Here is a 19,197-nt window from a genome sequence, read left to right as displayed (position 1 = left end):
GATTACTTAGTAGCTTTCTTTTTATTTGCAATAGTCTTCCTCTTTCCTTTACGGGTACGAGAGTTATTCTTTGTTCTCTGTCCTCTTAACGGAAGGCCTTTTCTGTGACGTAAACCTCTATAACATCCTATGTCCAACAATCTTTTGATGCTCATTTGCACCTCAGACTTTAAGACACCTTCAGTTTTGAAGTTCTCACTAATGGCAGTCCTAACACTGTTAGCCTCATCATCAGTCCATTCACTTACTTTTTTATCAGCATCTACGCCAGCCATTTCTAATATCTTAGCCGCTGAACTCTTACCAAGACCAAAAATATAGGTCAATGATATAACTCCCCTTTTATTATCAGGAATATCTACTCCGGAAACTCTTGCCATAATTACCCTTGTCTTTGTTTGAAACGTGGATTCTTTTTGTTGATCACATAAAGCTTACCGTTTCTACGGACAACTTTACAATCAACACTTCTCTTTTTGATTGAAGCTTTAACTTTCATAATCTTTTTATTTGTATCTGTATACTATTCTACCTTTTGTAAGATCATAAGGAGACATCTCCAATTTAACCTTATCTCCGGGAAGAATCTTAATATAATTCATTCTCATCTTACCGGAAATATGAGCTATAACCTCATGACCATTACTTAATTCTACTCTAAACATAGCGTTTGATAACGCTTCTGTTATTGTTCCATCTTGCTCTATTGAACTTTGTTTTGCCATAATTCTTGAATTAAGCTACTGCTGTTCTTTGTGATGAACTTCCTTTTACCTTACCTGATTTCATCATACCTTCATAATGACGCATCAGTAAGTAACTCTCAATCTGCTGCAGGGTATCTAAAATAACCCCGACCATAATAATCAACGATGTTCCACCAAAGAATTGAGAAAACTGAGTACCAACCCCAGCTCTTGCAACAAACGCAGGTAAAATTGCAATAAGTGCCAAATATATTGAGCCTGGTAAAGTAATCTTCGTTAAAATATTATCTATAAAGTCAGATGTCTCTTTTCCTGGCTTAATGCCTGGAACAAAACCACCATTTCTTTTCATATCATCCGCAATTTGACTCGGATTAATAGTTATCGCTGTATACAAAAATGTAAAAACAATAATTAAAAGTGCAAATGTAAGATTGTATTGCCAGCTTTGGAAATCAGAAAACACGGTTCCTATATATGCGGCTGTGTCGCTATCATCTGCCCAAAGGTTTGCTAACAAAGCAGGCAAAAACATTAATGATTGTGCAAAGATAATTGGCATTACTCCAGAAGCATTAACTTTTAGTGGAATATATTGACGTTGACCGCCATACACTCTTCCACCTACTACCTGTTTTGCATATTGAACAGGTATTCTTCTTGTAGCTTGGACTAGCATAACTGTTACCATCACGACAAAGAACAATGCTACGATTTCAAGAATAAAGAATAACAGACCACTCATTCCTAACGAAATAGCTTCAGCAACTATTGACCCAGGGAATCTCGATATGATTCCGATCATAATTAACATTGAAATACCATTCCCAATCCCCTTATCTGTAATCTTTTCACCCAACCACATACAAAATATTGTACCTGATGTTAGAACAATAACAGAAGTAAAAGTGAAGAAAGTTTGACTCATCATAATCGCTTCAGTTGGAATAGTTCCAGCAACATAACTAACACCTTGTACAAAAGTGATAGCAATGGTCAATACCCTAGTGATCTGAGTAATCTTCTTTCTACCAGATTCCCCTTCCTTCTGCATTTTCTGAAAGTATGGAACAGCTACTGTTAATAACTGTATCACTATACTTGCCGAAATATATGGCATGATACCTAATGCAAAAATGGATGCATTCGAGAATGCGCCACCTAAGATTGTATCTAAAAGGCCGAATATACCTTGTGCGTCACCTGATAATTTGGAAGGATCCACTCCCGGCAATACCACAAAGGAGCCTAAACGAAAAATGATTAAAAACCCAATGGTATTTAAAATCCTATCTCTAAGCTCCTCAATGGAGAAAATATTCTTTATGGTAGAAAAAAAACGATTCATATTATATTTTTGATGCAGTTCCTCCAGCTTTCTCGATTGCCTCTAACGCAGTCTTTGAAAACGCATTAGCAGTAACATTCAATTTAGCTTTTAAGGTTCCGTTTCCTAAAATTTTAACCAAGTCATTTTTAGCAACAAGTCCTTTGCTCTTCAACAAATCTAAATCAATAGTATCAACACTATATTTCTCTTGTAAGATCTGAAGATCACTTAAGTTTATCGCCTTATAGCTTACTCTATTGAAGTTATTGAAACCAAATTTAGGAACTCTTCTTTGCAATGGCATCTGACCACCTTCAAAACCTTGTTTTGAAGAGTATCCACTTCTAGATTTCGCACCCTTATGACCTCTACCTGCAGTACCGGCAGCACCAGAACCCTGACCTCTACCAATACGCTTTCTATTTTTAATAGAACCTTCTGCTGGTTTTAATGTATGTAATTTCATCTTATCCTTCAGTTACATTAACTAAGTGAGCTACCTTCTTCAACATACCTTCAATCTGAGGTGTTGAATCTTTAGTCACAGTTTTATTAATTCTTCCTAAACCCAAAGCCTCTATCGTCAGCTTTTGATTTTTAGGTCTACCTATTACACTTCTGGTTTGTGTTACCTTAATTTTCTTCGCCATTGTAATTACCCGTTAAATACGTTAGAAAGTGCAATTCCTCTATCTTTAGCTACCGTAAATGGATCTCTCAATTTAAGTAGTGCATCGAAAGTAGCTTTCACTACGTTATGCGGATTCGAAGAGCCTTTAGACTTAGCTAATACGTTATGAACACCAGCACTTTCAAATACAGCACGCATTGCACCTCCAGCAATTACTCCAGTACCTGGAGAGGCTGGTTTAACCAACACAAATCCACCACTGTATTTGCCAATTTGCTCATGAGGAACAGTACCTTTTAAGATTGGAACTTTCACCAAATTCTTCTTAGCATCATCAATTCCTTTAGTAATAGCATCGGTCACTTCATTAGCTTTACCTAAGCCATAACCAACAACACCATTACCATCTCCTACAACTACGATTGCAGAGAAGCTAAATCTTCTACCTCCTTTTACCACTTTAGCAACCCTTTTAATGGCTACTACTTTCTCCTTCAGTTCGATTTCGCTTGCTCTTACAGATTTTATATTACTCTGAGACATATTTTTAGAATTTTAAGCCACCTTTACGAGCACCGTCAGCCAATGCTTTTACTCTACCATGAAATCTGTAACCACCTCTATCAAATACAATTGATTCGATGCCTGCATCTTTTGCTCTTTGGGCAAGTGTTTCACCTACTTTTGAAGCCGTATCGATATCAGCATTACTTTTAGCACCAAGTTCAAGTGAATTTGCAGCAACTAAAGTATGACCTTTCAAATCATCGATTACTTGTGCATAAATGGCACGGTTACTTTTAAATACCGACAAACGAGGTGTTCCAGTAGTTCCAGATATCTTTCTACGAATACCTAATTTGATTCGAGCTCGTCTATTTTGTTTACTAATAGCCATTTTAAATATTATTTAGCGGCAGTTTTACCTGCTTTACGTCTAACTTGTTCACCAACAAACCTAATTCCTTTACCTTTGTAAGGTTCTACAGTACGTAGGGACTTAATTTTAGCGGCTACTTGTCCAATTAATTGTTTGTCATAACTCTCTAAAGTTACCACAGGATTTTGACCTTTTACAGTTTCAGCAGTAGCTTTAACTTCATCAGGCAACCCTAATAATATGCTGTGAGAATACCCTACGTTCAACTCTAATACATTACCCTGTACGGTCGCTTTGTAACCAACACCTACAAGTTCCAATTGCTTTTTAAAGCCTTCTGAAACACCAGTAACCATATTATTCAACAAAGCTCTGTACAAACCGTGCATTGCTTTATGTCTTTTTGACTCCGTAGCTCGTTCAAGTGCTATTACTCCGTCAGTATTTTTAACAGAAATAGCAGGATCTACTTGCTGTGTTAGAGTACCCTTTGAACCCTTTACCGTCACTAAATTATCTTTAGCAATTTCAAGTGTTACATCTTGAGGTAGATTTATAAGACTTTTACCTATTCGTGACATTTCTATTCTTTAATATACGTAGCACAATACTTCACCACCAACTTTCAGCGATCTTGCCTCTTTGTCAGTAATAACTCCTTTCGATGTCGACATAATCGCAACACCTAAACCATTTAACACCCTTGGTAGATTTTCAGAATCAGAGTACTTTCTCAACCCTGGTTTTGAAACTCTCTCCAAATTGGTTATAGCTGGAGTTTTTGTTTCAGGATCATATTTCAAAGCAATTTTAATATTACCTTGCCCGTTATTCTCCTCAAATTTATAATTCAGGATATAACCTTTTTCATGAAGCACCTTGGTCATACTCTTTTTCAAGTTTGATGCCGGTACTTCTACGATTCGGTGATTTGCTTTTATAGCATTACGAACCCTTGTAAGAAAATCAGCTATTGGATCAGTTACCATCTCTTAATTAATTATAATTTCTACTTGCTCTGCCGAAACAGGCGTGCAAAGTTAAGAAATTAATTTGTTTATAAAAATAAAATTTTAAAAATCACCAACTTGCTTTGGTCACACCTGGTATCTTCCCTTGTGAAGCCATTTCACGGAACGTTACCCTTGATATCCCAAATTTACGCATATACCCTTTTGGACGACCTGTAAGTTTACATCTGTTGTGCAATCTTACTGGAGATGCATTTTTTGGCAATTTATCTAAAGCCTCATAGTCGCCATTAGCTTTTAGCTCAGCTCTTTTGGCTGCAAATTTAGCGACAAGTCTTTCTCTCTTCTTTTCTCTGGCAATTACTGCTTTTCTAGCCATAATTATTGATTGTTTTTACTTGCAAATGGAGTTCCGAAAGCTTTCAACAATTCATAGCTTTCTTCATCCGTATTGGCAGTGGTTACAAATGTTATATCCATACCTGAAATAGTAGAAACTTTGTCAATACTAATTTCTGGAAAAATAATCTGTTCTTTAACACCAAGAGTATAATTTCCTCTTCCGTCAAAACCTTTGTCTTTTACACCCTGGAAATCACGTACACGAGGCAATGATACAGACAATAATCTATCCAAAAACTCGTACATTTTTTCGCCTCTAAGCGTTACTTTAGCTCCGATCGGCATCCCTTCTCTTAACTTAAAGTTAGAGATTGAATTTTTAGCATATGTCGGTACTGCTTTTTGACCAGTTATCATAGTCAATTCTTCGACACCAGTATCTACTAGCTTCTTATCTGCAGTTGCTGCTCCGATTCCTTTATTGATTACTATTTTAGTAAGTTTAGGAACTTCCATAGCAGAGCTATATTGAAACTTCTCTTTCAAAGCGGGAATTATTTCACCCAGATATAATTCTTTTAATCTTGGATTAGCCATTTTTGATTACCTCCCCCGTTTTTTTTGAATATCTTTGTAATTTACCGTTTTCGTCTAGCTTACGTCCGCTTCTAGTAGCATCAGCTGTAGCTGGATCAACCAACATCAAATTACTGATGTGGATAGGCGCTTCAATCTTATCAATACCACCTTGAGGACTATTAGCAGAAGGTTTGTTATGTTTAGTAACAATATTTGCACCTTCAACGATAGCTCTATCTTTTTCACCTAGCATTTCTAACACTTTTCCAGTTTTACCTTTTGCGTTACCGGCTATGACTTTTACAGTGTCGCCTTTGCGTATGTGAAATTTCCTTTGTTTATTTTTTCTCCTCTCCATAATATTATAATACTTCAGGTGCTAAAGAAACAATTTTCATGAATTGCTTTTCACGCAACTCTCTTGCAACAGGGCCAAAGATACGAGTACCTCTTGGCTCATCATTAGGATTCAATAATACAGCAGCATTATCTTCGAAGCGAATATATGAACCATCTTTTCTTCTCACCTCTTTCTTAGTCCGTACAATCACGGCTCTAGAAACAGTACCTTTTTTCAAATTACTTGAAGAAAGAGCAGACTTTACAGTTACAATCACTTTATCACCAATGGAGGCATACCTTCTTTTGGTACCACCCAATACACGGATACACAATACCTCTTTGGCACCACTATTATCCGCTACACTTAATCTTGATTCTTGTTGTATCATGGTTATTTAGCTCTTTCTACGATTTCTACTAATCTCCATTTTTTATTCTTGCTCAACGGCCGCGTTTCTTGTATTTTGACAGTATCGCCAATCGTACAATCATTAGCCTCATCATGAGCCATGAATTTGGTGTTTTTCTTTACGAATTTACCATACATAGGGTGTTTAACCTTTCTTTCTACAGAAACGGTAATGGACTTATCCATTTTGTTACTTACAACTAACCCTACTCTTTCCTTTCTAAGGTTTCTTTCCATCTTAGCAATTATTTAGCAAGTACTTTACTTCTTAGTTCAGTCTGCAAACGAGCAATATTCTTACGAGTATCTCTTATCTGCATAGGATTCTCTATAGGAGAGATCGCATGTGCAAACTTCAACTTATGAAGCTTTTGTCCTTCAACTTTAATATTCTCATTGAGCTCGTCAATGGATAATTTCTTTATATCAGCGTTTTTCATATTACAATAGGGTTTTCTGCATAGTCCCTTCTTACTGAAAATTTGGTTTTAACCGGCAATTTTTGTGCTGCCAATCTTAAAGCTTCTTTAGCTAAATCCATCGGTACACCACCAGCTTCAAACATAATGGTTCCAGGTTTAACGGTAGCTACCCAATATTCTGGCGCCCCTTTACCTTTACCCATACGAACCTCTGCAGGTTTCTTCGTTATAGGTTTGTCTGGGAAAATCCTAATCCAAACCTGACCTTGCCTCTTCATCGCCCTAGTCATGGCAATCCTTGCGGCCTCTATTTGTCTACTGGTAATCCAACCCGGCTCCAGTGACTTCAAAGCAAAACTACCGAAAGCAATTCTATGCCCTCTTTGAGCAATACCTTTTACTCTTCCCTTTTGCTTTTTCCTAAATTTTGTTCTCTTTGGCTGTAACATTTCTCAAATATTTTTTAACCAAGAAAGCGATTACTTACGCTTTCTTTTAGGACGTTCACTTCTTCTATTATTAGCCGGGCCACCACCTTTTCCAGGAGTACCTGCCCCAACATTCAGCGACAAGTCTCTCTTGCCGAAAACCTCTCCTTTGAAAACCCATACTTTTACACCAATAGTTCCATATATTGTGTGCGCATGAGTTGTTTCATAGTCGATATCCGCCCTTAAAGTATGCAAAGGAATTCTTCCTTCTTTGTACATTTCGGTACGTGCCATTTCAGCACCGCCTAAACGACCTGAAACTTTAACTTTTATCCCTTGAGCACCTACCCTCATTGCTGAAGCAATTGCTTGCTTCATTGCTCTCCTGTAGGAAATTCTTGCTTTTAACTGCTGACCAATAGATTCACCAATTAATTTAGCATCTAACTCCGGACGCTTGATCTCAAAAATATTTATCTGAACATCTTTGCCAGTTAATTTTTTAAGCTCTTCTTTTAGCTTATCTACTTCACTACCACCTTTTCCGATTACAACACCTGGCCTAGCAGTATGAACTGTTAAAGTGATTCTTTTTAAAGTTCTTTCGATAACAATCTTAGAGATTCCTCCTTTAGGAATACGAGCTAATATATATTCTCTTATCTTTTGATCTTCGATTAGTTTGTCAGAAAAAGACAAGCCTTTTCCTCCGTACCAGTTGGATTCCCAACCACGAACAATTCCTAAACGAAAACCTATTGGATTAACTTTCTGTCCCATTGTTATTTATTTTCAGCGTTATCAGATTCAGCCAATACCGCTTTGTCCGCAGCACTGTCAACAATCAAAGTTACATGGTTTGATCTTTTTCTAATTCTATGAGCTCTACCTTGAGGGGCAGGTCTTAATCTTTTCAAAACCCTACCACCATCAACTTGAACAGACTTTACAAATAAATCCGCATCTTCAAGATCAAGTTCAGGATTTGCTTGTTGCCAGTTGGCAATTGCAGAAAGCAATAATTTCTCAATTCTAGCAGCACCATGCTTAGATTCAAACTTTAAAATGTTCAAAGCACGATTCACTTTTTCTCCTCTGATAAGATCCACTACCATCCTCATTTTTCTAGGAGAAGTAGGTACGTTATTTAATTTAGCTATTGCTTCCATTATCTCTTACCTTTATCTTTTTTGTTTATATGACCCCTGAAATTTCTGGTCGGTGAAAATTCACCTAGTTTATGTCCTACCATGTTTTCAGTTACATATACTGGAATAAACTTATTCCCGTTATGTACTGCAAAAGTATGACCAACAAAATCAGGAGAAATCATAGATCTTCTTGACCAAGTTTTGATAACCGATTTCTTACCGGAGTCATTCATGTTATCAACTTTCTTCTCAAGACGAAAGTCGATATAAGGTCCTTTTTTTAATGATCTAGCCATCTATTATTTCTTTTTACCGATAATTAATTTATTGGAATATTTCTTAGGCGTTCTGGTTTTTAAACCTTTAGCCAATAAACCTTTTCTTGATCGTGGGTGACCGCCTGAGGCTCTACCTTCACCACCACCCATCGGGTGATCAACTGGGTTCATAACAACTGCTCTTGTTCTAGGTCTTCTTCCCAACCACCGTTTACGACCAGCCTTACCTAATTTCACAATCATGTGATCCGCATTTGACACAGTTCCCACTGTGGCCATGCATGTAGCTAAAACCAATCTCATCTCACCAGAAGGCAATTTCAAAGTCGCATATTTACCATCTCTGGCCAACAATTGAGCATAAGAACCTGCACTTCTTGACATAGCACCACCTGCACCAGGCTTAATTTCAATATTATGGATAATGGTACCCAAAGGTATATCCGATAATGGTAATGCATTTCCCACTTCTGGTGCTATGCCTTTACCTGAAACAATGCTATCTCCTACTTTCAACCCATTGGGAGCCAAGATGTATCTTTTCTCTCCATCAGCATAATGCAACAATGCAATAAAAGCTGTTCTTCCTGGATCATACTCTAAAGTAGCTACTTTAGCAGGAATGTTAAACTTATTCCTTTTAAAGTCAACAATCCTCAAACTCTGCTTATGCCCACCACCTAAGTAGCGCATAGTCATCCGTCCTGAATTGTTTCTTCCACCTGATTTTTTACTTGGAGCCAACAATGACTTTTCGGGAGCCACCTTGCTAAGCTCGGTATAAACCGGTGCTAACCTATATCTTTGTCCAGCTGTAACTGGTCTTAATTTTTTAACTGCCATTTTTCAGATCATTAAATTTCGCTGTAGAAATCGATTACCTCTCCTTCTGCTACAGTTACAATTGCTTTTTTGAAACTAGGCTTTCTTCCAGTAAGAATCCTAGACTTAGTGTAACGAGATTTCTGCTTTCCCAAATATTTCATGGTATTTATACTCTCTACATTTACACCGTAAGTTTTTTCAACCTCAGCTTTAATTTGGATTTTGTTTGCATTGATATCTACAACAAATCCATATTTACCTTTTTCGTTGAGGGCTGAGACTTTTTCCGTTACTAATGGTTTAACTAAAACGCTCATATCTTTTACTTAAATAAGTTTTCAATTTTCTCTAAAGAACCTTCAACGAAAAGCAACTGATCAGCATGAAGTACATCATACGTATTTAATGAATCAACTGTAGTTACTTGCGTATTCCTAATATTTCTTCCAGACAAAACAATGTTTTTATCTACCTCCGGAAGAACCAAAAGTGTCTTTTTATTATCCAAAGACAATTTGTTCAGCATTTCCGTATAGTTCTTAGTTTTCACTTCATTAAAAGTGAATCCCTCTAATACAGAAATCATCTGATCCTTTGCTTTATAAGTTAAAGCCGATTTTCTAGCAACTGCTTTTAACTTTTTATTTAATTTGAAGCTGTAGTCTTTTGGTCTTGGTCCGAATACTCTACCACCACCTTTAAAGATCGGTGACTTAATACTACCAGCACGTGCAGTACCAGTACCTTTTTGCTTTTTGATTTTCCTAGTTGACCCAGAAATTTCCGCTCTCTCTTTAGATTTATGCGTTCCTTGTCTCGCATTAGCCATTTTCTGTTTCACATCTAAATAAATAGCGTGATCATTTGGCTCTATATCAAAGATGGCATCCGATAAAGAAACTTTTCTTCCGGTGTCTTCGCCTGTATGTTTTAAAATTGAAAGCTCCATCTTTATTTCTCTATTATTACAAATGAATTTTTAGCACCTGGTATTGACCCACTTACTAATAGTAAGTTCTTCTCAGGGATAATCTTCAACACCTTTAAGTTGGTGTTCTTAACTCTCTCCCCACCTGTTCTACCAGCCATACGCATACCCGGAAATACTCTTGCCGGATAAGAAGCACCACCGATCGAACCCGGTGCTCTTTGTCTATTATGTTGACCGTGAGTCGCTTGACCAACCCCACCGAAACCATGACGTTTTACAACACCTTGGAATCCTTTACCTTTGGAAGAACCTGCAACATCAACAAAATCACCTTCTTCAAAAACATCGCTGATGGTCACTGTCTGACCTAAACTATAGTTATCCACGAAAGTGTCGTAACCTTCGTATTCACGAAACTCAGCTAGTTTCTTCTTAGGCGTTGTTTGAGCATTTTTAAAATGCCCCTGCAATGCTTTTGGTGTATTCTTCTCCTTGCGCTCGTCATAGCCCAATTGAATAGCAGAATAACCATCGGTCTCCTCTTTTTTTACTTGTGTAACCACACAAGGACCAGCCTCTATCACCGTGCATGCGACATTTCGTCCATCGACACCGTAGATACTAGTCATTCCGATTTTTTTTCCTATTATTCCAGACATTATTAAGTTTGATTAACAACCTTTAAACGGGTTTTACCGTAGCTTTTCCCGAAAGGACTGCAAAGTTAGTAAAATATTATAAGCTACAAAACTTACAACACTAAAAAATACTAAATTCTAAAAAAGAAAAACCAATGATTCACAGACCATTGGTTTTCTCATTTTTAATATTGTACAATTACACCTTAATCTCTACATCAACTCCACTAGGAAGCTCAAGTTTCATTAAAGCATCAACGGTTTTCGCACTATTTGAATAAATATCAACCAATCTTTTGAAAGTACACAATTGATATTGTTCACGTGATTTTTTATTCACATGCGGTGAACGCAATACTGTAAAAATCTCTTTTTCAGTAGGCAAAGGAATAGGACCACTCACTACTGCACCTGTTGTCTTTACAGCTCTCACAATTTTCTCAGAAGACTTGTCTACTAAATTGTGATCGTATGATTTTAACTTTATTCTAATTTTTTGATTCATGATTCCTAATTATTTAACAGTCTCCCCTTTTGATTTTGCAATAACTTCATCCGCAATATTTCGAGGAACTGGGTCATAGTGTGAAAAAGTTAAGGATGCAGTCGCTCTACCAGAACTAATGGTTCTTAAGTCAGTAACATATCCAAATAATTCAGACAATGGAACGTCAGCTCTAATTACCTGAGCAGCACCTTTAGGATCCATCCCTTTCATCAAACCTCTTCTTTTATTTAAATCGCCTGTAACAGGGCCAGTGTATTCTTCTGGAGTAAGAACTTCCACCTTCATCACAGGCTCTAACAATTGAGGTCCTGCCTTCTTAGCTGCTTCTTTAAAACCAATTCTTGCTGCCAACTCAAAAGATAAAGCATCTGAATCGACATCATGGAAACTACCATGATATAATTCAACTTTCATTGCCTCAATAGGATATCCAGCTAAAGGACCATTTGACATTGCCTCAGTAAATCCTTTTTGAATTGCCGGAATAAATTCCTTAGGAATTACACCGCCAGTGATTTTATTATCGAATTGCAAACCAGGTTGAATTTCACCTTTTTCATCTGGTTCAGCAGGAGACAATTTAAATACGATATCAGCAAACTTACCTTTACCACCTGATTGCTTCTTATAAACCTCTTTGTGATCTACTAAGCTCGATATAGCTTCTTTGTAAGCAACCTGAGGAGCACCTTGATTAATATCAACTTTAAATTCTCTTTTCAAACGATCCATGATGATATCCAAGTGCAACTCTCCCATTCCTCTTAGGATTGTCTGACCAGTTTCTTCATCTGTATTTACCAATAAAGTTGGATCTTCCTCTACCAATTTTGCAATCGCCATACCCATTTTATCCACATCGGCTTGAGTCTTAGGTTCGATAGCATAACCGATAACTGGCTCAGGGAATGTCATTGATTCAAGAACAATTTTATGTTTCTCGTTACAAAGCGTATCACCTGTCTTAATATCTTTAAACCCTACAACTGCAGCAATATCACCAGCATGAAGCGTATCAATTTGGTTTTGTTTGTTTGCGTGCATTTGGAAGATTCTTGAAATTCTTTCTTTCTTATTAGTTCTTGTGTTAAACACATAAGAACCAGAATCTAATGTTCCAGAATAAGACCTAACAAAGCATAAGCGTCCAACAAATGGATCCGTAGCAATCTTAAATGCTAGAGCTGCGAAAGGATCTTCAGAAGTCGGTTTTCTACTTGTTTTCTCATCTGTATCAGGATTTGTCCCAACAATATTATCTCTATCTAATGGAGAAGGTAATAATTCCATTACATAGTTCAATAAAGTTTGAACTCCTTTATTTTTGAATGCTGAACCGCATAACATCGGAACAAAAGCTAAATCTAAAGTAGCAGCTCTTAAAGCAGCGATTACTTCATCTCTAGTAATAGATTCAGGATCTTCAAAGTATTTCTCCATTAAAGACTCATCATACTCTGCAACAGATTCTAATAAGTGCTCGCGATATTCGCTCACCTCATCTTGCATATCTGCAGGTATTTCTATCTCTTCCCATGTCATCCCTTGATCTTCATCATTCCAAACAAAGGCTTTCATTTCAACTAAATCAACAACACCTTTAAAATTACCCTCTGCACCGATAGGTAATTGTAAAGGAACTGACTTAGTACCTAACATTTCCTTAACTTGCTTACACACGTTTAAGAAGTCTGCTCCGTCTCGGTCCATTTTATTAACAAAACCAAGCCTAGAAACATTATAATTGTCAGCCAGTCTCCAGTTAGTTTCAGATTGAGGTTCAACACCATCAACCGCACTAAACAAGAAAACTAAACCATCCAAAACTCTTAATGATCTGTTTACTTCTACAGTAAAATCAACGTGACCTGGAGTATCAATAATATTAATATGATACTCTTCGTCTTTGTAAGGCCAGAAAACAGTTGTCGCGGCAGAAGTAATTGTAATCCCTCTTTCTTGCTCCTGTTCCATCCAGTCCATAGTGGCCGCACCATCATGAACCTCTCCTAATTTGTGACTTACACCAGTATAGTATAAAATCCTTTCTGTAGTAGTAGTTTTTCCGGCATCGATATGAGCTGCGATACCTATATTACGTGTTAGTCTGAGATCTCTTGCCATTATAATTAGCTTTTAAAATCTAAAATGAGAAAATGCTTTATTTGCTTCAGCCATTCTGTGCGTATCATCCTTCTTTTTGATAGCAGCTCCTTCACCTTTGGAAGCAGCGATGACTTCACCGGCTAAACGTTCGGTCATGGTTTTTTCACCTCTTTTTCGTGCGAAAGTGATCATCCATTTGATTCCCAATGAAATCTTTCTTTCAGGACGAACCTCAAGAGGCACTTGAAATGTTGCTCCACCAACCCTTCTACTTTTCACTTCAACAGCAGGAGAAATATTGGATAAAGCTTTTTTCCAAACTTCCAATCCGTTCTCTTTTGTTTTTTCTTCTACCATACTTAATGCATCATAGAAAATGCTGTAAGCAATACTTTTCTTTCCATCCACCATAAGGTAGTTCACAAACTTTGTTACCAAAGTATCCCCAAACTTAGGATCTGGAAGAATATATCGTTTTTTTGGTTTTGCTTTCCTCATCTTATTTTATTTCTTAGGTCTTTTTGCTCCGTATTTTGATCTTCTTTGAGTACGTCCGTTTACACCGGCAGTATCCAATGCTCCCCTGATGATGTGATATCTCACACCGGGTAAATCTTTAACTCTTCCACCCCTAATCAACACTATTGAGTGTTCTTGTAGGTTGTGACCTTCACCAGGGATGTACGCATTCACTTCTTTTTGATTGGTTAACCTAACCCTAGCCACTTTTCTCATTGCTGAGTTTGGCTTTTTAGGAGTGGTGGTATAAACACGAGTACATACACCCCTTCTTTGTGGGCAAGAATCCAAAGCAGGAGATTTTGACTTTGAAGTCAATTTCTTTCTACCCTTTTTAACTAATTGTTGTATAGTAGGCATTTATTATAACTTTATCTTCTATTACTACTTGAGATTTTTAGGACTGCAAAGGTAGAAAATCAGATGCATTATCCAAACACATCTGATTAAATATTTTCACAATCCTCTAATTTATAAGGAATAAGCTTAAGCTTCTCCAACATTTGACCCAAAATTCATTGGGAATTTCGGAGATTCCTCTGATTGTTTAATAGGTCCGAAATTTTTCTCGTACTTATTGATATTATCCTTTAATGCATTGAGCAACCTTTTTGCATGTTCTGGAGTAACTACAACTCTAGACTTAACTTTTGCTTTTGGTACTCCTGGCATTAAGCGAATAAAATCAATTACAAATTCACTATTAGAGTGCGCCACCATCGCCAAATTAGCATAAACTCCTTCAGCTACATCTTCAGGAAGCTCAATATTAATTTGATTCTGCTGTTTCTTATTTCCTTTTTGTTCCTCCATTTTATATGTTGGATTTATTTGAAAGAGAAAGACTGAATTAAGCTTCAGTCTTTTCTTCTGTTACTTTACTTTCTTTCATGCTATCAAGTTCCTCTTGTGAACCGACAATCATTTCTGTCCAATCTTTCAAACCAGTACCTGCAGGGATTAGATGTCCTACAATTACATTCTCTTTAAGACCTAACAAATGATCAGCTTTACCTCTAATCGAAGCCTCACTTAAAACTTTTGTAGTTTCCTGGAATGATGCCGCTGAAATAAAGCTTTCAGTACCTAAAGATGCTTGGGTTATTCCTTGCAAGTTTGGCTTAGAAACTGCAGGTTCTGCATCTCTGGTTTTTACCAATTTCAAGTCTTTTCTTTTCAGCGTAGAATTTTCATCTCTGAGTTTTCTAGCTGAAATAATTTGACCTGGCTTTAAGTTTGGCGAATCACCTGCTTCAGTCACCACTTTCATGTCTAAAATCCTATCGTTCTCTTCTCTGAAAACAAAGCGATCAACAACTTGATTTGGTAGGAAAGTAGTATCTCCTGATTCTAGTACTTGAACCTTTTGCATCATTTGTCTAACAATTACTTCAATGTGCTTATCGTTAATTTTCACACCTTGTAATCGGTAAACTTCCTGAATCTCATTTACAATATATTCCTGAACTGCAGTTGGACCTTTAATAGACAAGATATCAGAAGGAGTAGTTGCACCATCAGACAATGCATATCCTGCTTTAACAAAGTCATTATCTTGAACTAAGATATGCTTAGAAAGAGAAACTAAATATCTTTTCTTAACACCGTCTTTCGATTCAATGAATATTTCTCTATTTCCTCTTTTGATACCTCCAAAAGTCACTACTCCGTCAATCTCAGATACTACCGCGGGGTTTGAAGGATTCCTTGCTTCAAAAAGCTCAGTTACCCTTGGAAGCCCCCCTGTAATATCCTTAGACTTACTTGTCGATCTTGGTATTTTAGCCAAAATCTGTCCTGGTTTTATTTTTGCACCTTCATCAACTGACAAGTGAGCTCCAACTGGGATATTGTAAGTTTTTGGGTCCTGACCTTTAGTATTAACTATAACTGCAGGGTTTTTAGTTTTATCTTTTGTATCAATAATAACTTTTTCCCTGTGGCCAGTTTGTTCATCAGATTCCTCTTTATAAGTAATTCCTTCTTCTATGCTTTCAAATTCTGTTACACCTTCGAATTCAGAAAGAATTACCGCATTATATGGATTCCAGAAACAAAGTTCCTGATCTTTTTCTACTTTCTCTCCTTCTTTAACTTTAAGAGTAGCACTGTAAGGAACATGATTACTCATTAAAACCTTTTTGCTCTTAGGATCGATGATCTTAATTTCGCCAGACCTACCCATAACAACAGTTCTTGATTCACCTTCATCGTCAGTAGATTGAATTGCTCTTAAGTCTTCGAACTCTACAACACCAGCAGTTTTGGCTTTAATTGTAGCTTCTACAGCAATGTTAGATGCAGTACCCCCAACGTGGAAGGTTCTTAATGTTAACTGAGTACCTGGTTCACCAATAGATTGGGCTGCAATAACACCAACTGAGTCACCTTTTTGTGCAATTTTAGAAGTAGTTAGGTTTCTTCCATAACACTTGCTACAAACCCCTTGTTGAGTTTCACAAGTTAAAACAGATCTAATTTCAACTTCCTCAATTATTGCCTCGTCAATCTTATCGCAAATATCATCAGTGATAGTTTCACCAGATTCTACAATTAGCTCCTCAGTTTGTGGATGGTAAACATCATGCACACTTACTCGACCTAATATTCTTTCTGCTAAAGATTCAACAATTTCGTCATTATCTTTTAATGCCGAAACTGTAAGACCTCTAAGTGTTCCGCAATCTACTTCATTTACAACCACATCCTGAGCAACATCAACAAGTCTTCTTGTTAAGTAACCAGCATCAGCTGTTTTCAATGCAGTATCTGCAAGACCTTTTCTAGCACCGTGGGTTGAAATAAAGTACTCAATTACATCTAGCCCCTCACGGAAGTTAGATAGAATTGGGTTTTCAATAATACCACCAACAGAACCGGCAAGATTTTTTTGTGGCTTAGCCATCAAACCTCTCATACCACCCAACTGACGGATTTGCTCTCTTGATCCACGAGCACCAGAGTGCATCATCATATAGATAGAGTTAAACCCTTGATTATCTTCCTCTAATTGTTGCATTAGAGTATTAGTCAATTGAGAGTTAATTCTAGTCCAAATATCAATTACTTGATTGTATCGCTCATTATCAGTAATAAGACCCATTAAGTAGTTATTCCAAACTGCGTCAACTTCTTCTTTGGCTTGTTCAACTAAAGTGTCTTTTACTTCTGGAACCATAATATCACCAAGTCCCATTGAAAGACCACCTTTGTAGGCACTTTGGAATCCTAATTCTTTAATGTCGTCCAAGAATTTCGCAGTTTTAGCTGAACCTGCTAATTTATAAACATGAGCGATAATACCCTGTAGGTTTTTCTTAGTCAATAATTGATCAATATAACCAACTTCAGCAGGCACACTTTCATTGAAAATAACTCTACCAGCAACTGTTTCTATTATCTTAGTTTCAAGCTCACCATCAGCATTACGAACTTTAGTTCTTAATTTAATATTGGCATGTTTCGAAACTTTTTGTTCATTGATAGCAATGATAACTTCTTCTGCACTATAGAATACTTTTCCTTCACCTAGTACAGGCTCCTCCTTCGTAGATTTTCTACCTTTGGATACATAATATAAACCTAGAACCATATCCTGAGAAGGAACAGTAATAGGAGCCCCGTTTGCTGGGTTCAAAATATTATGTGAAGAAAGCATTAAAGTAGAAGCTTCCAAGATTGCTTCATGTCCTAATGGTACATGAACAGCCATCTGGTCACCATCAAAATCGGCATTAAATGCTGTACATGCTAACGGGTGTAATTGGATTGCTTTTCCTTCAATTAATTTAGGCTGAAATGCCTGGATACCTAACCTGTGAAGAGTTGGTGCTCTGTTCAATAGGACAGGATGTCCTTTCATCACGTTCTCCAAGATATCCCAAACCACAGGATCCTTTCTGTCAACAATCTTTTTGGCTGATTTAACAGTTTTGACAATACCCCTTTCAATTAATTTACGGATAATGAATGGCTTAAATAGCTCTGCAGCCATATTTTTAGGTAAACCACATTCATGCATTTTCAATTCAGGTCCTACCACAATAACAGAACGACCTGAATAATCTACCCTTTTACCTAGCAAGTTTTGACGGAATCTACCCTGCTTACCTTTCAGCATATCAGAAAGAGATTTCAAGGCTCTGTTTCCATCAGATCTTACTGCATTTACTTTTCTAGAATTATCGAACAATGAATCAACCGCTTCTTGTAGCATCCTTTTTTCATTCCTAAGGATTACTTCAGGAGCTTTGATATCGATCAATCTTTTAAGACGATTATTTCTGATAATTACTCTCCTGTATAAATCATTTAAATCAGAAGTAGCAAATCTACCACCATCTAATGGAACCAAAGGTCTCAATTCTGGTGGAATAACAGGTACCATTCTGATGATCATCCATTCAGGACGGTTTTCAATTCTTGTTCTAGCATCACGGAAAGCTTCAACTACTCTCAATCTTTTTAAAGCTTCTGCTTTTCTTTGCTGAGAAGTATCAGTAGCTGCTTGATGTCTTAATTCGTAAGAAAGTTCATCCAACTGGATTCTGTTCAATAACATATCCAATGATTCCGCACCCATTTTGGCAATGAATTTGTTAGGATCGTCATCGTCTAACTTCTGATTTTCTGCAGGAAGCTTGTCTAAAATATCTAAATACTCATCTTCCGTCAAGAAATCCATGTGCGCAATTCCATCCTCTTCCTTTACACCAGGCTGTATAACAACATACCTTTCGTAATAAATAATTTGGTCAAGCTTTTTGGTCGGTAAACCTAATAAATAACCAATTTTGTTAGGTAAAGATTTGAAATACCAGATATGAGCAACAGGCACAACCAATTCGATGTGACCCATTCTTTCTCTACGTACTTTTTTCTCAGTTACTTCAACACCACATCTATCACAGATAATGCCTTTGTATCTGATTCTTTTATATTTCCCACAATGACATTCCCAGTCTTTAACCGGACCGAATATTCTTTCACAGAACAAACCACCCATTTCCGGCTTATAAGTTCTGTAATTGATAGTTTCTGGCTGTGTGACTTCACCGTGTGAGCTTTCCAAAATAGATTCTGGAGAAGCTAAACTAATGGTGATTTTAGAGAAGTCAGTGTTAATCTTTTTATTTTTTTTGAACGCCATAATAAATGTATCTAAATGGGGTCAGTAACAACCCCGATAAAACAATTG

General features: G+C 36.9%; 30 protein-coding genes. All 30 read right to left on the bottom strand.

The annotated features are described in order from the left end of the window. Window positions 1–2: 2 nt before the first annotated feature. Window positions 3–380 (bottom strand): 30S ribosomal protein S13, encoded by a 378-nt coding sequence (gene rpsM / locus Q3Y49_RS09260; protein WP_303272030.1) that lies wholly within the window; start codon window positions 378–380, stop codon window positions 3–5. 2 nt (window positions 381–382) lie between these two features. Beyond that, window positions 383–499: a type B 50S ribosomal protein L36 gene (gene ykgO / locus Q3Y49_RS09255; protein ID WP_013455173.1), complete on the bottom strand. Its 117-nt coding sequence runs from the start codon at window positions 497–499 to the stop codon at window positions 383–385. Window positions 500–506: 7 nt separating this feature from the next. Beyond that, entirely contained in the window at window positions 507–725 is a 219-nt protein-coding gene (infA, locus tag Q3Y49_RS09250; RefSeq protein ID WP_013455172.1) for a translation initiation factor IF-1, read from the bottom strand. Between the two features lie 10 nt (window positions 726–735). Further along, entirely contained in the window at window positions 736–2,055 is a 1,320-nt protein-coding gene (gene secY, locus Q3Y49_RS09245; protein ID WP_303272029.1) for a preprotein translocase subunit SecY, read from the bottom strand. A 1-nt stretch (window position 2,056) separates the two neighbouring features. Next, window positions 2,057–2,503: a 50S ribosomal protein L15 gene (gene rplO, locus Q3Y49_RS09240; RefSeq protein ID WP_303272028.1), complete on the bottom strand. Its 447-nt coding sequence runs from the start codon at window positions 2,501–2,503 to the stop codon at window positions 2,057–2,059. A gap of 1 nt (window position 2,504) precedes the next feature. Next, complete coding sequence (rpmD, locus tag Q3Y49_RS09235) at window positions 2,505–2,687, bottom strand: 50S ribosomal protein L30 (RefSeq protein ID WP_303272027.1); 183 nt, start codon at window positions 2,685–2,687, stop codon at window positions 2,505–2,507. Window positions 2,688–2,692: 5 nt separating this feature from the next. Next, on the bottom strand, window positions 2,693–3,211 hold the full coding sequence (gene rpsE / locus Q3Y49_RS09230) for a 30S ribosomal protein S5 (RefSeq protein ID WP_303272026.1): 519 nt from the start codon (window positions 3,209–3,211) through the stop codon (window positions 2,693–2,695). A 4-nt stretch (window positions 3,212–3,215) separates the two neighbouring features. Further along, a complete protein-coding gene (gene rplR, locus Q3Y49_RS09225) occupies window positions 3,216–3,566 on the bottom strand; it encodes a 50S ribosomal protein L18 (RefSeq protein ID WP_303272025.1) in 351 nt (116 codons plus the stop codon). Window positions 3,567–3,574: 8 nt separating this feature from the next. Continuing rightward, window positions 3,575–4,129 (bottom strand): 50S ribosomal protein L6, encoded by a 555-nt coding sequence (gene rplF / locus Q3Y49_RS09220; RefSeq protein ID WP_303272024.1) that lies wholly within the window; start codon window positions 4,127–4,129, stop codon window positions 3,575–3,577. Window positions 4,130–4,138: 9 nt separating this feature from the next. Then, window positions 4,139–4,537 carry a 30S ribosomal protein S8 gene (gene rpsH, locus Q3Y49_RS09215; RefSeq protein WP_303272022.1) on the bottom strand — a complete coding sequence of 133 codons (399 nt, stop codon included), beginning with the start codon at window positions 4,535–4,537 and terminating at the stop codon, window positions 4,139–4,141. A gap of 91 nt (window positions 4,538–4,628) precedes the next feature. Beyond that, window positions 4,629–4,898 (bottom strand): 30S ribosomal protein S14, encoded by a 270-nt coding sequence (rpsN, locus tag Q3Y49_RS09210; protein ID WP_303272021.1) that lies wholly within the window; start codon window positions 4,896–4,898, stop codon window positions 4,629–4,631. Between the two features lie 2 nt (window positions 4,899–4,900). Beyond that, window positions 4,901–5,458 (bottom strand): 50S ribosomal protein L5, encoded by a 558-nt coding sequence (rplE, locus tag Q3Y49_RS09205; RefSeq protein WP_303272020.1) that lies wholly within the window; start codon window positions 5,456–5,458, stop codon window positions 4,901–4,903. Further along, window positions 5,451–5,798 carry a 50S ribosomal protein L24 gene (rplX, locus tag Q3Y49_RS09200; RefSeq protein ID WP_303272019.1) on the bottom strand — a complete coding sequence of 116 codons (348 nt, stop codon included), beginning with the start codon at window positions 5,796–5,798 and terminating at the stop codon, window positions 5,451–5,453. Before rplX ends, rplE begins: the two co-directional genes overlap by 8 nt. Before the next feature lie 4 nt (window positions 5,799–5,802). Further along, window positions 5,803–6,171 (bottom strand): 50S ribosomal protein L14, encoded by a 369-nt coding sequence (rplN, locus tag Q3Y49_RS09195; RefSeq protein WP_303272018.1) that lies wholly within the window; start codon window positions 6,169–6,171, stop codon window positions 5,803–5,805. A 2-nt stretch (window positions 6,172–6,173) separates the two neighbouring features. Further along, entirely contained in the window at window positions 6,174–6,428 is a 255-nt protein-coding gene (gene rpsQ / locus Q3Y49_RS09190; protein ID WP_085518301.1) for a 30S ribosomal protein S17, read from the bottom strand. A gap of 8 nt (window positions 6,429–6,436) precedes the next feature. Next, window positions 6,437–6,631, bottom strand: coding sequence for a 50S ribosomal protein L29 (gene rpmC, locus Q3Y49_RS09185; RefSeq protein ID WP_013455159.1), 195 nt, complete (start codon window positions 6,629–6,631; stop codon window positions 6,437–6,439). Further along, window positions 6,628–7,062, bottom strand: a complete 435-nt coding sequence (gene rplP, locus Q3Y49_RS09180; RefSeq protein WP_303272016.1) for a 50S ribosomal protein L16 — start codon at window positions 7,060–7,062, stop codon at window positions 6,628–6,630. Before rplP ends, rpmC begins: the two co-directional genes overlap by 4 nt. 30 nt (window positions 7,063–7,092) lie before the next feature. Then, window positions 7,093–7,824, bottom strand: coding sequence for a 30S ribosomal protein S3 (gene rpsC, locus Q3Y49_RS09175; protein WP_303272014.1), 732 nt, complete (start codon window positions 7,822–7,824; stop codon window positions 7,093–7,095). Between the two features lie 2 nt (window positions 7,825–7,826). Further along, complete coding sequence (gene rplV, locus Q3Y49_RS09170) at window positions 7,827–8,213, bottom strand: 50S ribosomal protein L22 (protein WP_303272013.1); 387 nt, start codon at window positions 8,211–8,213, stop codon at window positions 7,827–7,829. Next, a complete protein-coding gene (gene rpsS / locus Q3Y49_RS09165; protein WP_303272012.1) occupies window positions 8,213–8,491 on the bottom strand; it encodes a 30S ribosomal protein S19 in 279 nt (92 codons plus the stop codon). Before rpsS ends, rplV begins: the two co-directional genes overlap by 1 nt. 3 nt (window positions 8,492–8,494) lie before the next feature. Next, window positions 8,495–9,316: a 50S ribosomal protein L2 gene (gene rplB, locus Q3Y49_RS09160; RefSeq protein ID WP_303272011.1), complete on the bottom strand. Its 822-nt coding sequence runs from the start codon at window positions 9,314–9,316 to the stop codon at window positions 8,495–8,497. Window positions 9,317–9,327: 11 nt separating this feature from the next. After that, window positions 9,328–9,615, bottom strand: a complete 288-nt coding sequence (gene rplW, locus Q3Y49_RS09155) for a 50S ribosomal protein L23 (protein WP_303272010.1) — start codon at window positions 9,613–9,615, stop codon at window positions 9,328–9,330. Between the two features lie 5 nt (window positions 9,616–9,620). After that, the gene (gene rplD / locus Q3Y49_RS09150; RefSeq protein ID WP_303272009.1) at window positions 9,621–10,247 is read right to left on the bottom strand and encodes a 50S ribosomal protein L4; all 627 of its coding nucleotides are present in this window, start codon (window positions 10,245–10,247) and stop codon (window positions 9,621–9,623) included. A gap of 2 nt (window positions 10,248–10,249) precedes the next feature. Next, complete coding sequence (gene rplC / locus Q3Y49_RS09145; RefSeq protein ID WP_303272008.1) at window positions 10,250–10,888, bottom strand: 50S ribosomal protein L3; 639 nt, start codon at window positions 10,886–10,888, stop codon at window positions 10,250–10,252. 178 nt (window positions 10,889–11,066) lie between these two features. Continuing rightward, window positions 11,067–11,372, bottom strand: coding sequence for a 30S ribosomal protein S10 (gene rpsJ, locus Q3Y49_RS09140; protein ID WP_013455150.1), 306 nt, complete (start codon window positions 11,370–11,372; stop codon window positions 11,067–11,069). 9 nt (window positions 11,373–11,381) lie between these two features. Next, on the bottom strand, window positions 11,382–13,499 hold the full coding sequence (fusA, locus tag Q3Y49_RS09135) for an elongation factor G (RefSeq protein ID WP_303272006.1): 2,118 nt from the start codon (window positions 13,497–13,499) through the stop codon (window positions 11,382–11,384). A gap of 12 nt (window positions 13,500–13,511) precedes the next feature. Beyond that, entirely contained in the window at window positions 13,512–13,979 is a 468-nt protein-coding gene (rpsG, locus tag Q3Y49_RS09130; protein ID WP_303272005.1) for a 30S ribosomal protein S7, read from the bottom strand. Between the two features lie 6 nt (window positions 13,980–13,985). Beyond that, the gene (rpsL, locus tag Q3Y49_RS09125; RefSeq protein WP_013455147.1) at window positions 13,986–14,360 is read right to left on the bottom strand and encodes a 30S ribosomal protein S12; all 375 of its coding nucleotides are present in this window, start codon (window positions 14,358–14,360) and stop codon (window positions 13,986–13,988) included. A 126-nt stretch (window positions 14,361–14,486) separates the two neighbouring features. After that, window positions 14,487–14,813, bottom strand: coding sequence for a DUF3467 domain-containing protein (locus tag Q3Y49_RS09120; RefSeq protein ID WP_303272003.1), 327 nt, complete (start codon window positions 14,811–14,813; stop codon window positions 14,487–14,489). A 37-nt stretch (window positions 14,814–14,850) separates the two neighbouring features. Beyond that, window positions 14,851–19,149, bottom strand: coding sequence for a DNA-directed RNA polymerase subunit beta' (gene rpoC, locus Q3Y49_RS09115; RefSeq protein WP_303272002.1), 4,299 nt, complete (start codon window positions 19,147–19,149; stop codon window positions 14,851–14,853). Between the last annotated feature and the right edge of the window lie 48 nt (window positions 19,150–19,197).

This window comes from Marivirga harenae (genome assembly GCF_030534335.1).
GTDB lineage: Bacteria > Bacteroidota > Bacteroidia > Cytophagales > Cyclobacteriaceae > Marivirga > Marivirga harenae.
The sequence above is the reverse complement of the archived record's forward strand: the minus strand, read 5'-3'. Positions and strand labels throughout refer to the sequence as shown.

Coding starts and splice junctions, on each gene's coding strand:
- rpsM (WP_303272030.1), bottom strand. CDS start 380: ATGGCAAGAGTTTCCGGAGTAGATATTCCTGATAATAAAAGGGGAGTT.
- ykgO (WP_013455173.1), bottom strand. CDS start 499: ATGAAAGTTAAAGCTTCAATCAAAAAGAGAAGTGTTGATTGTAAAGTT.
- infA (WP_013455172.1), bottom strand. CDS start 725: ATGGCAAAACAAAGTTCAATAGAGCAAGATGGAACAATAACAGAAGCG.
- secY (WP_303272029.1), bottom strand. CDS start 2,055: ATGAATCGTTTTTTTTCTACCATAAAGAATATTTTCTCCATTGAGGAG.
- rplO (WP_303272028.1), bottom strand. CDS start 2,503: ATGAAATTACATACATTAAAACCAGCAGAAGGTTCTATTAAAAATAGA.
- rpmD (WP_303272027.1), bottom strand. CDS start 2,687: ATGGCGAAGAAAATTAAGGTAACACAAACCAGAAGTGTAATAGGTAGA.
- rpsE (WP_303272026.1), bottom strand. CDS start 3,211: ATGTCTCAGAGTAATATAAAATCTGTAAGAGCAAGCGAAATCGAACTG.
- rplR (WP_303272025.1), bottom strand. CDS start 3,566: ATGGCTATTAGTAAACAAAATAGACGAGCTCGAATCAAATTAGGTATT.
- rplF (WP_303272024.1), bottom strand. CDS start 4,129: ATGTCACGAATAGGTAAAAGTCTTATAAATCTACCTCAAGATGTAACA.
- rpsH (WP_303272022.1), bottom strand. CDS start 4,537: ATGGTAACTGATCCAATAGCTGATTTTCTTACAAGGGTTCGTAATGCT.
- rpsN (WP_303272021.1), bottom strand. CDS start 4,898: ATGGCTAGAAAAGCAGTAATTGCCAGAGAAAAGAAGAGAGAAAGACTT.
- rplE (WP_303272020.1), bottom strand. CDS start 5,458: ATGGCTAATCCAAGATTAAAAGAATTATATCTGGGTGAAATAATTCCC.
- rplX (WP_303272019.1), bottom strand. CDS start 5,798: ATGGAGAGGAGAAAAAATAAACAAAGGAAATTTCACATACGCAAAGGC.
- rplN (WP_303272018.1), bottom strand. CDS start 6,171: ATGATACAACAAGAATCAAGATTAAGTGTAGCGGATAATAGTGGTGCC.
- rpsQ (WP_085518301.1), bottom strand. CDS start 6,428: ATGGAAAGAAACCTTAGAAAGGAAAGAGTAGGGTTAGTTGTAAGTAAC.
- rpmC (WP_013455159.1), bottom strand. CDS start 6,631: ATGAAAAACGCTGATATAAAGAAATTATCCATTGACGAGCTCAATGAG.
- rplP (WP_303272016.1), bottom strand. CDS start 7,062: ATGTTACAGCCAAAGAGAACAAAATTTAGGAAAAAGCAAAAGGGAAGA.
- rpsC (WP_303272014.1), bottom strand. CDS start 7,824: ATGGGACAGAAAGTTAATCCAATAGGTTTTCGTTTAGGAATTGTTCGT.
- rplV (WP_303272013.1), bottom strand. CDS start 8,213: ATGGAAGCAATAGCTAAATTAAATAACGTACCTACTTCTCCTAGAAAA.
- rpsS (WP_303272012.1), bottom strand. CDS start 8,491: ATGGCTAGATCATTAAAAAAAGGACCTTATATCGACTTTCGTCTTGAG.
- rplB (WP_303272011.1), bottom strand. CDS start 9,316: ATGGCAGTTAAAAAATTAAGACCAGTTACAGCTGGACAAAGATATAGG.
- rplW (WP_303272010.1), bottom strand. CDS start 9,615: ATGAGCGTTTTAGTTAAACCATTAGTAACGGAAAAAGTCTCAGCCCTC.
- rplD (WP_303272009.1), bottom strand. CDS start 10,247: ATGGAGCTTTCAATTTTAAAACATACAGGCGAAGACACCGGAAGAAAA.
- rplC (WP_303272008.1), bottom strand. CDS start 10,888: ATGTCTGGAATAATAGGAAAAAAAATCGGAATGACTAGTATCTACGGT.
- rpsJ (WP_013455150.1), bottom strand. CDS start 11,372: ATGAATCAAAAAATTAGAATAAAGTTAAAATCATACGATCACAATTTA.
- fusA (WP_303272006.1), bottom strand. CDS start 13,499: ATGGCAAGAGATCTCAGACTAACACGTAATATAGGTATCGCAGCTCAT.
- rpsG (WP_303272005.1), bottom strand. CDS start 13,979: ATGAGGAAAGCAAAACCAAAAAAACGATATATTCTTCCAGATCCTAAG.
- rpsL (WP_013455147.1), bottom strand. CDS start 14,360: ATGCCTACTATACAACAATTAGTTAAAAAGGGTAGAAAGAAATTGACT.
- Q3Y49_RS09120 (WP_303272003.1), bottom strand. CDS start 14,813: ATGGAGGAACAAAAAGGAAATAAGAAACAGCAGAATCAAATTAATATT.
- rpoC (WP_303272002.1), bottom strand. CDS start 19,149: ATGGCGTTCAAAAAAAATAAAAAGATTAACACTGACTTCTCTAAAATC.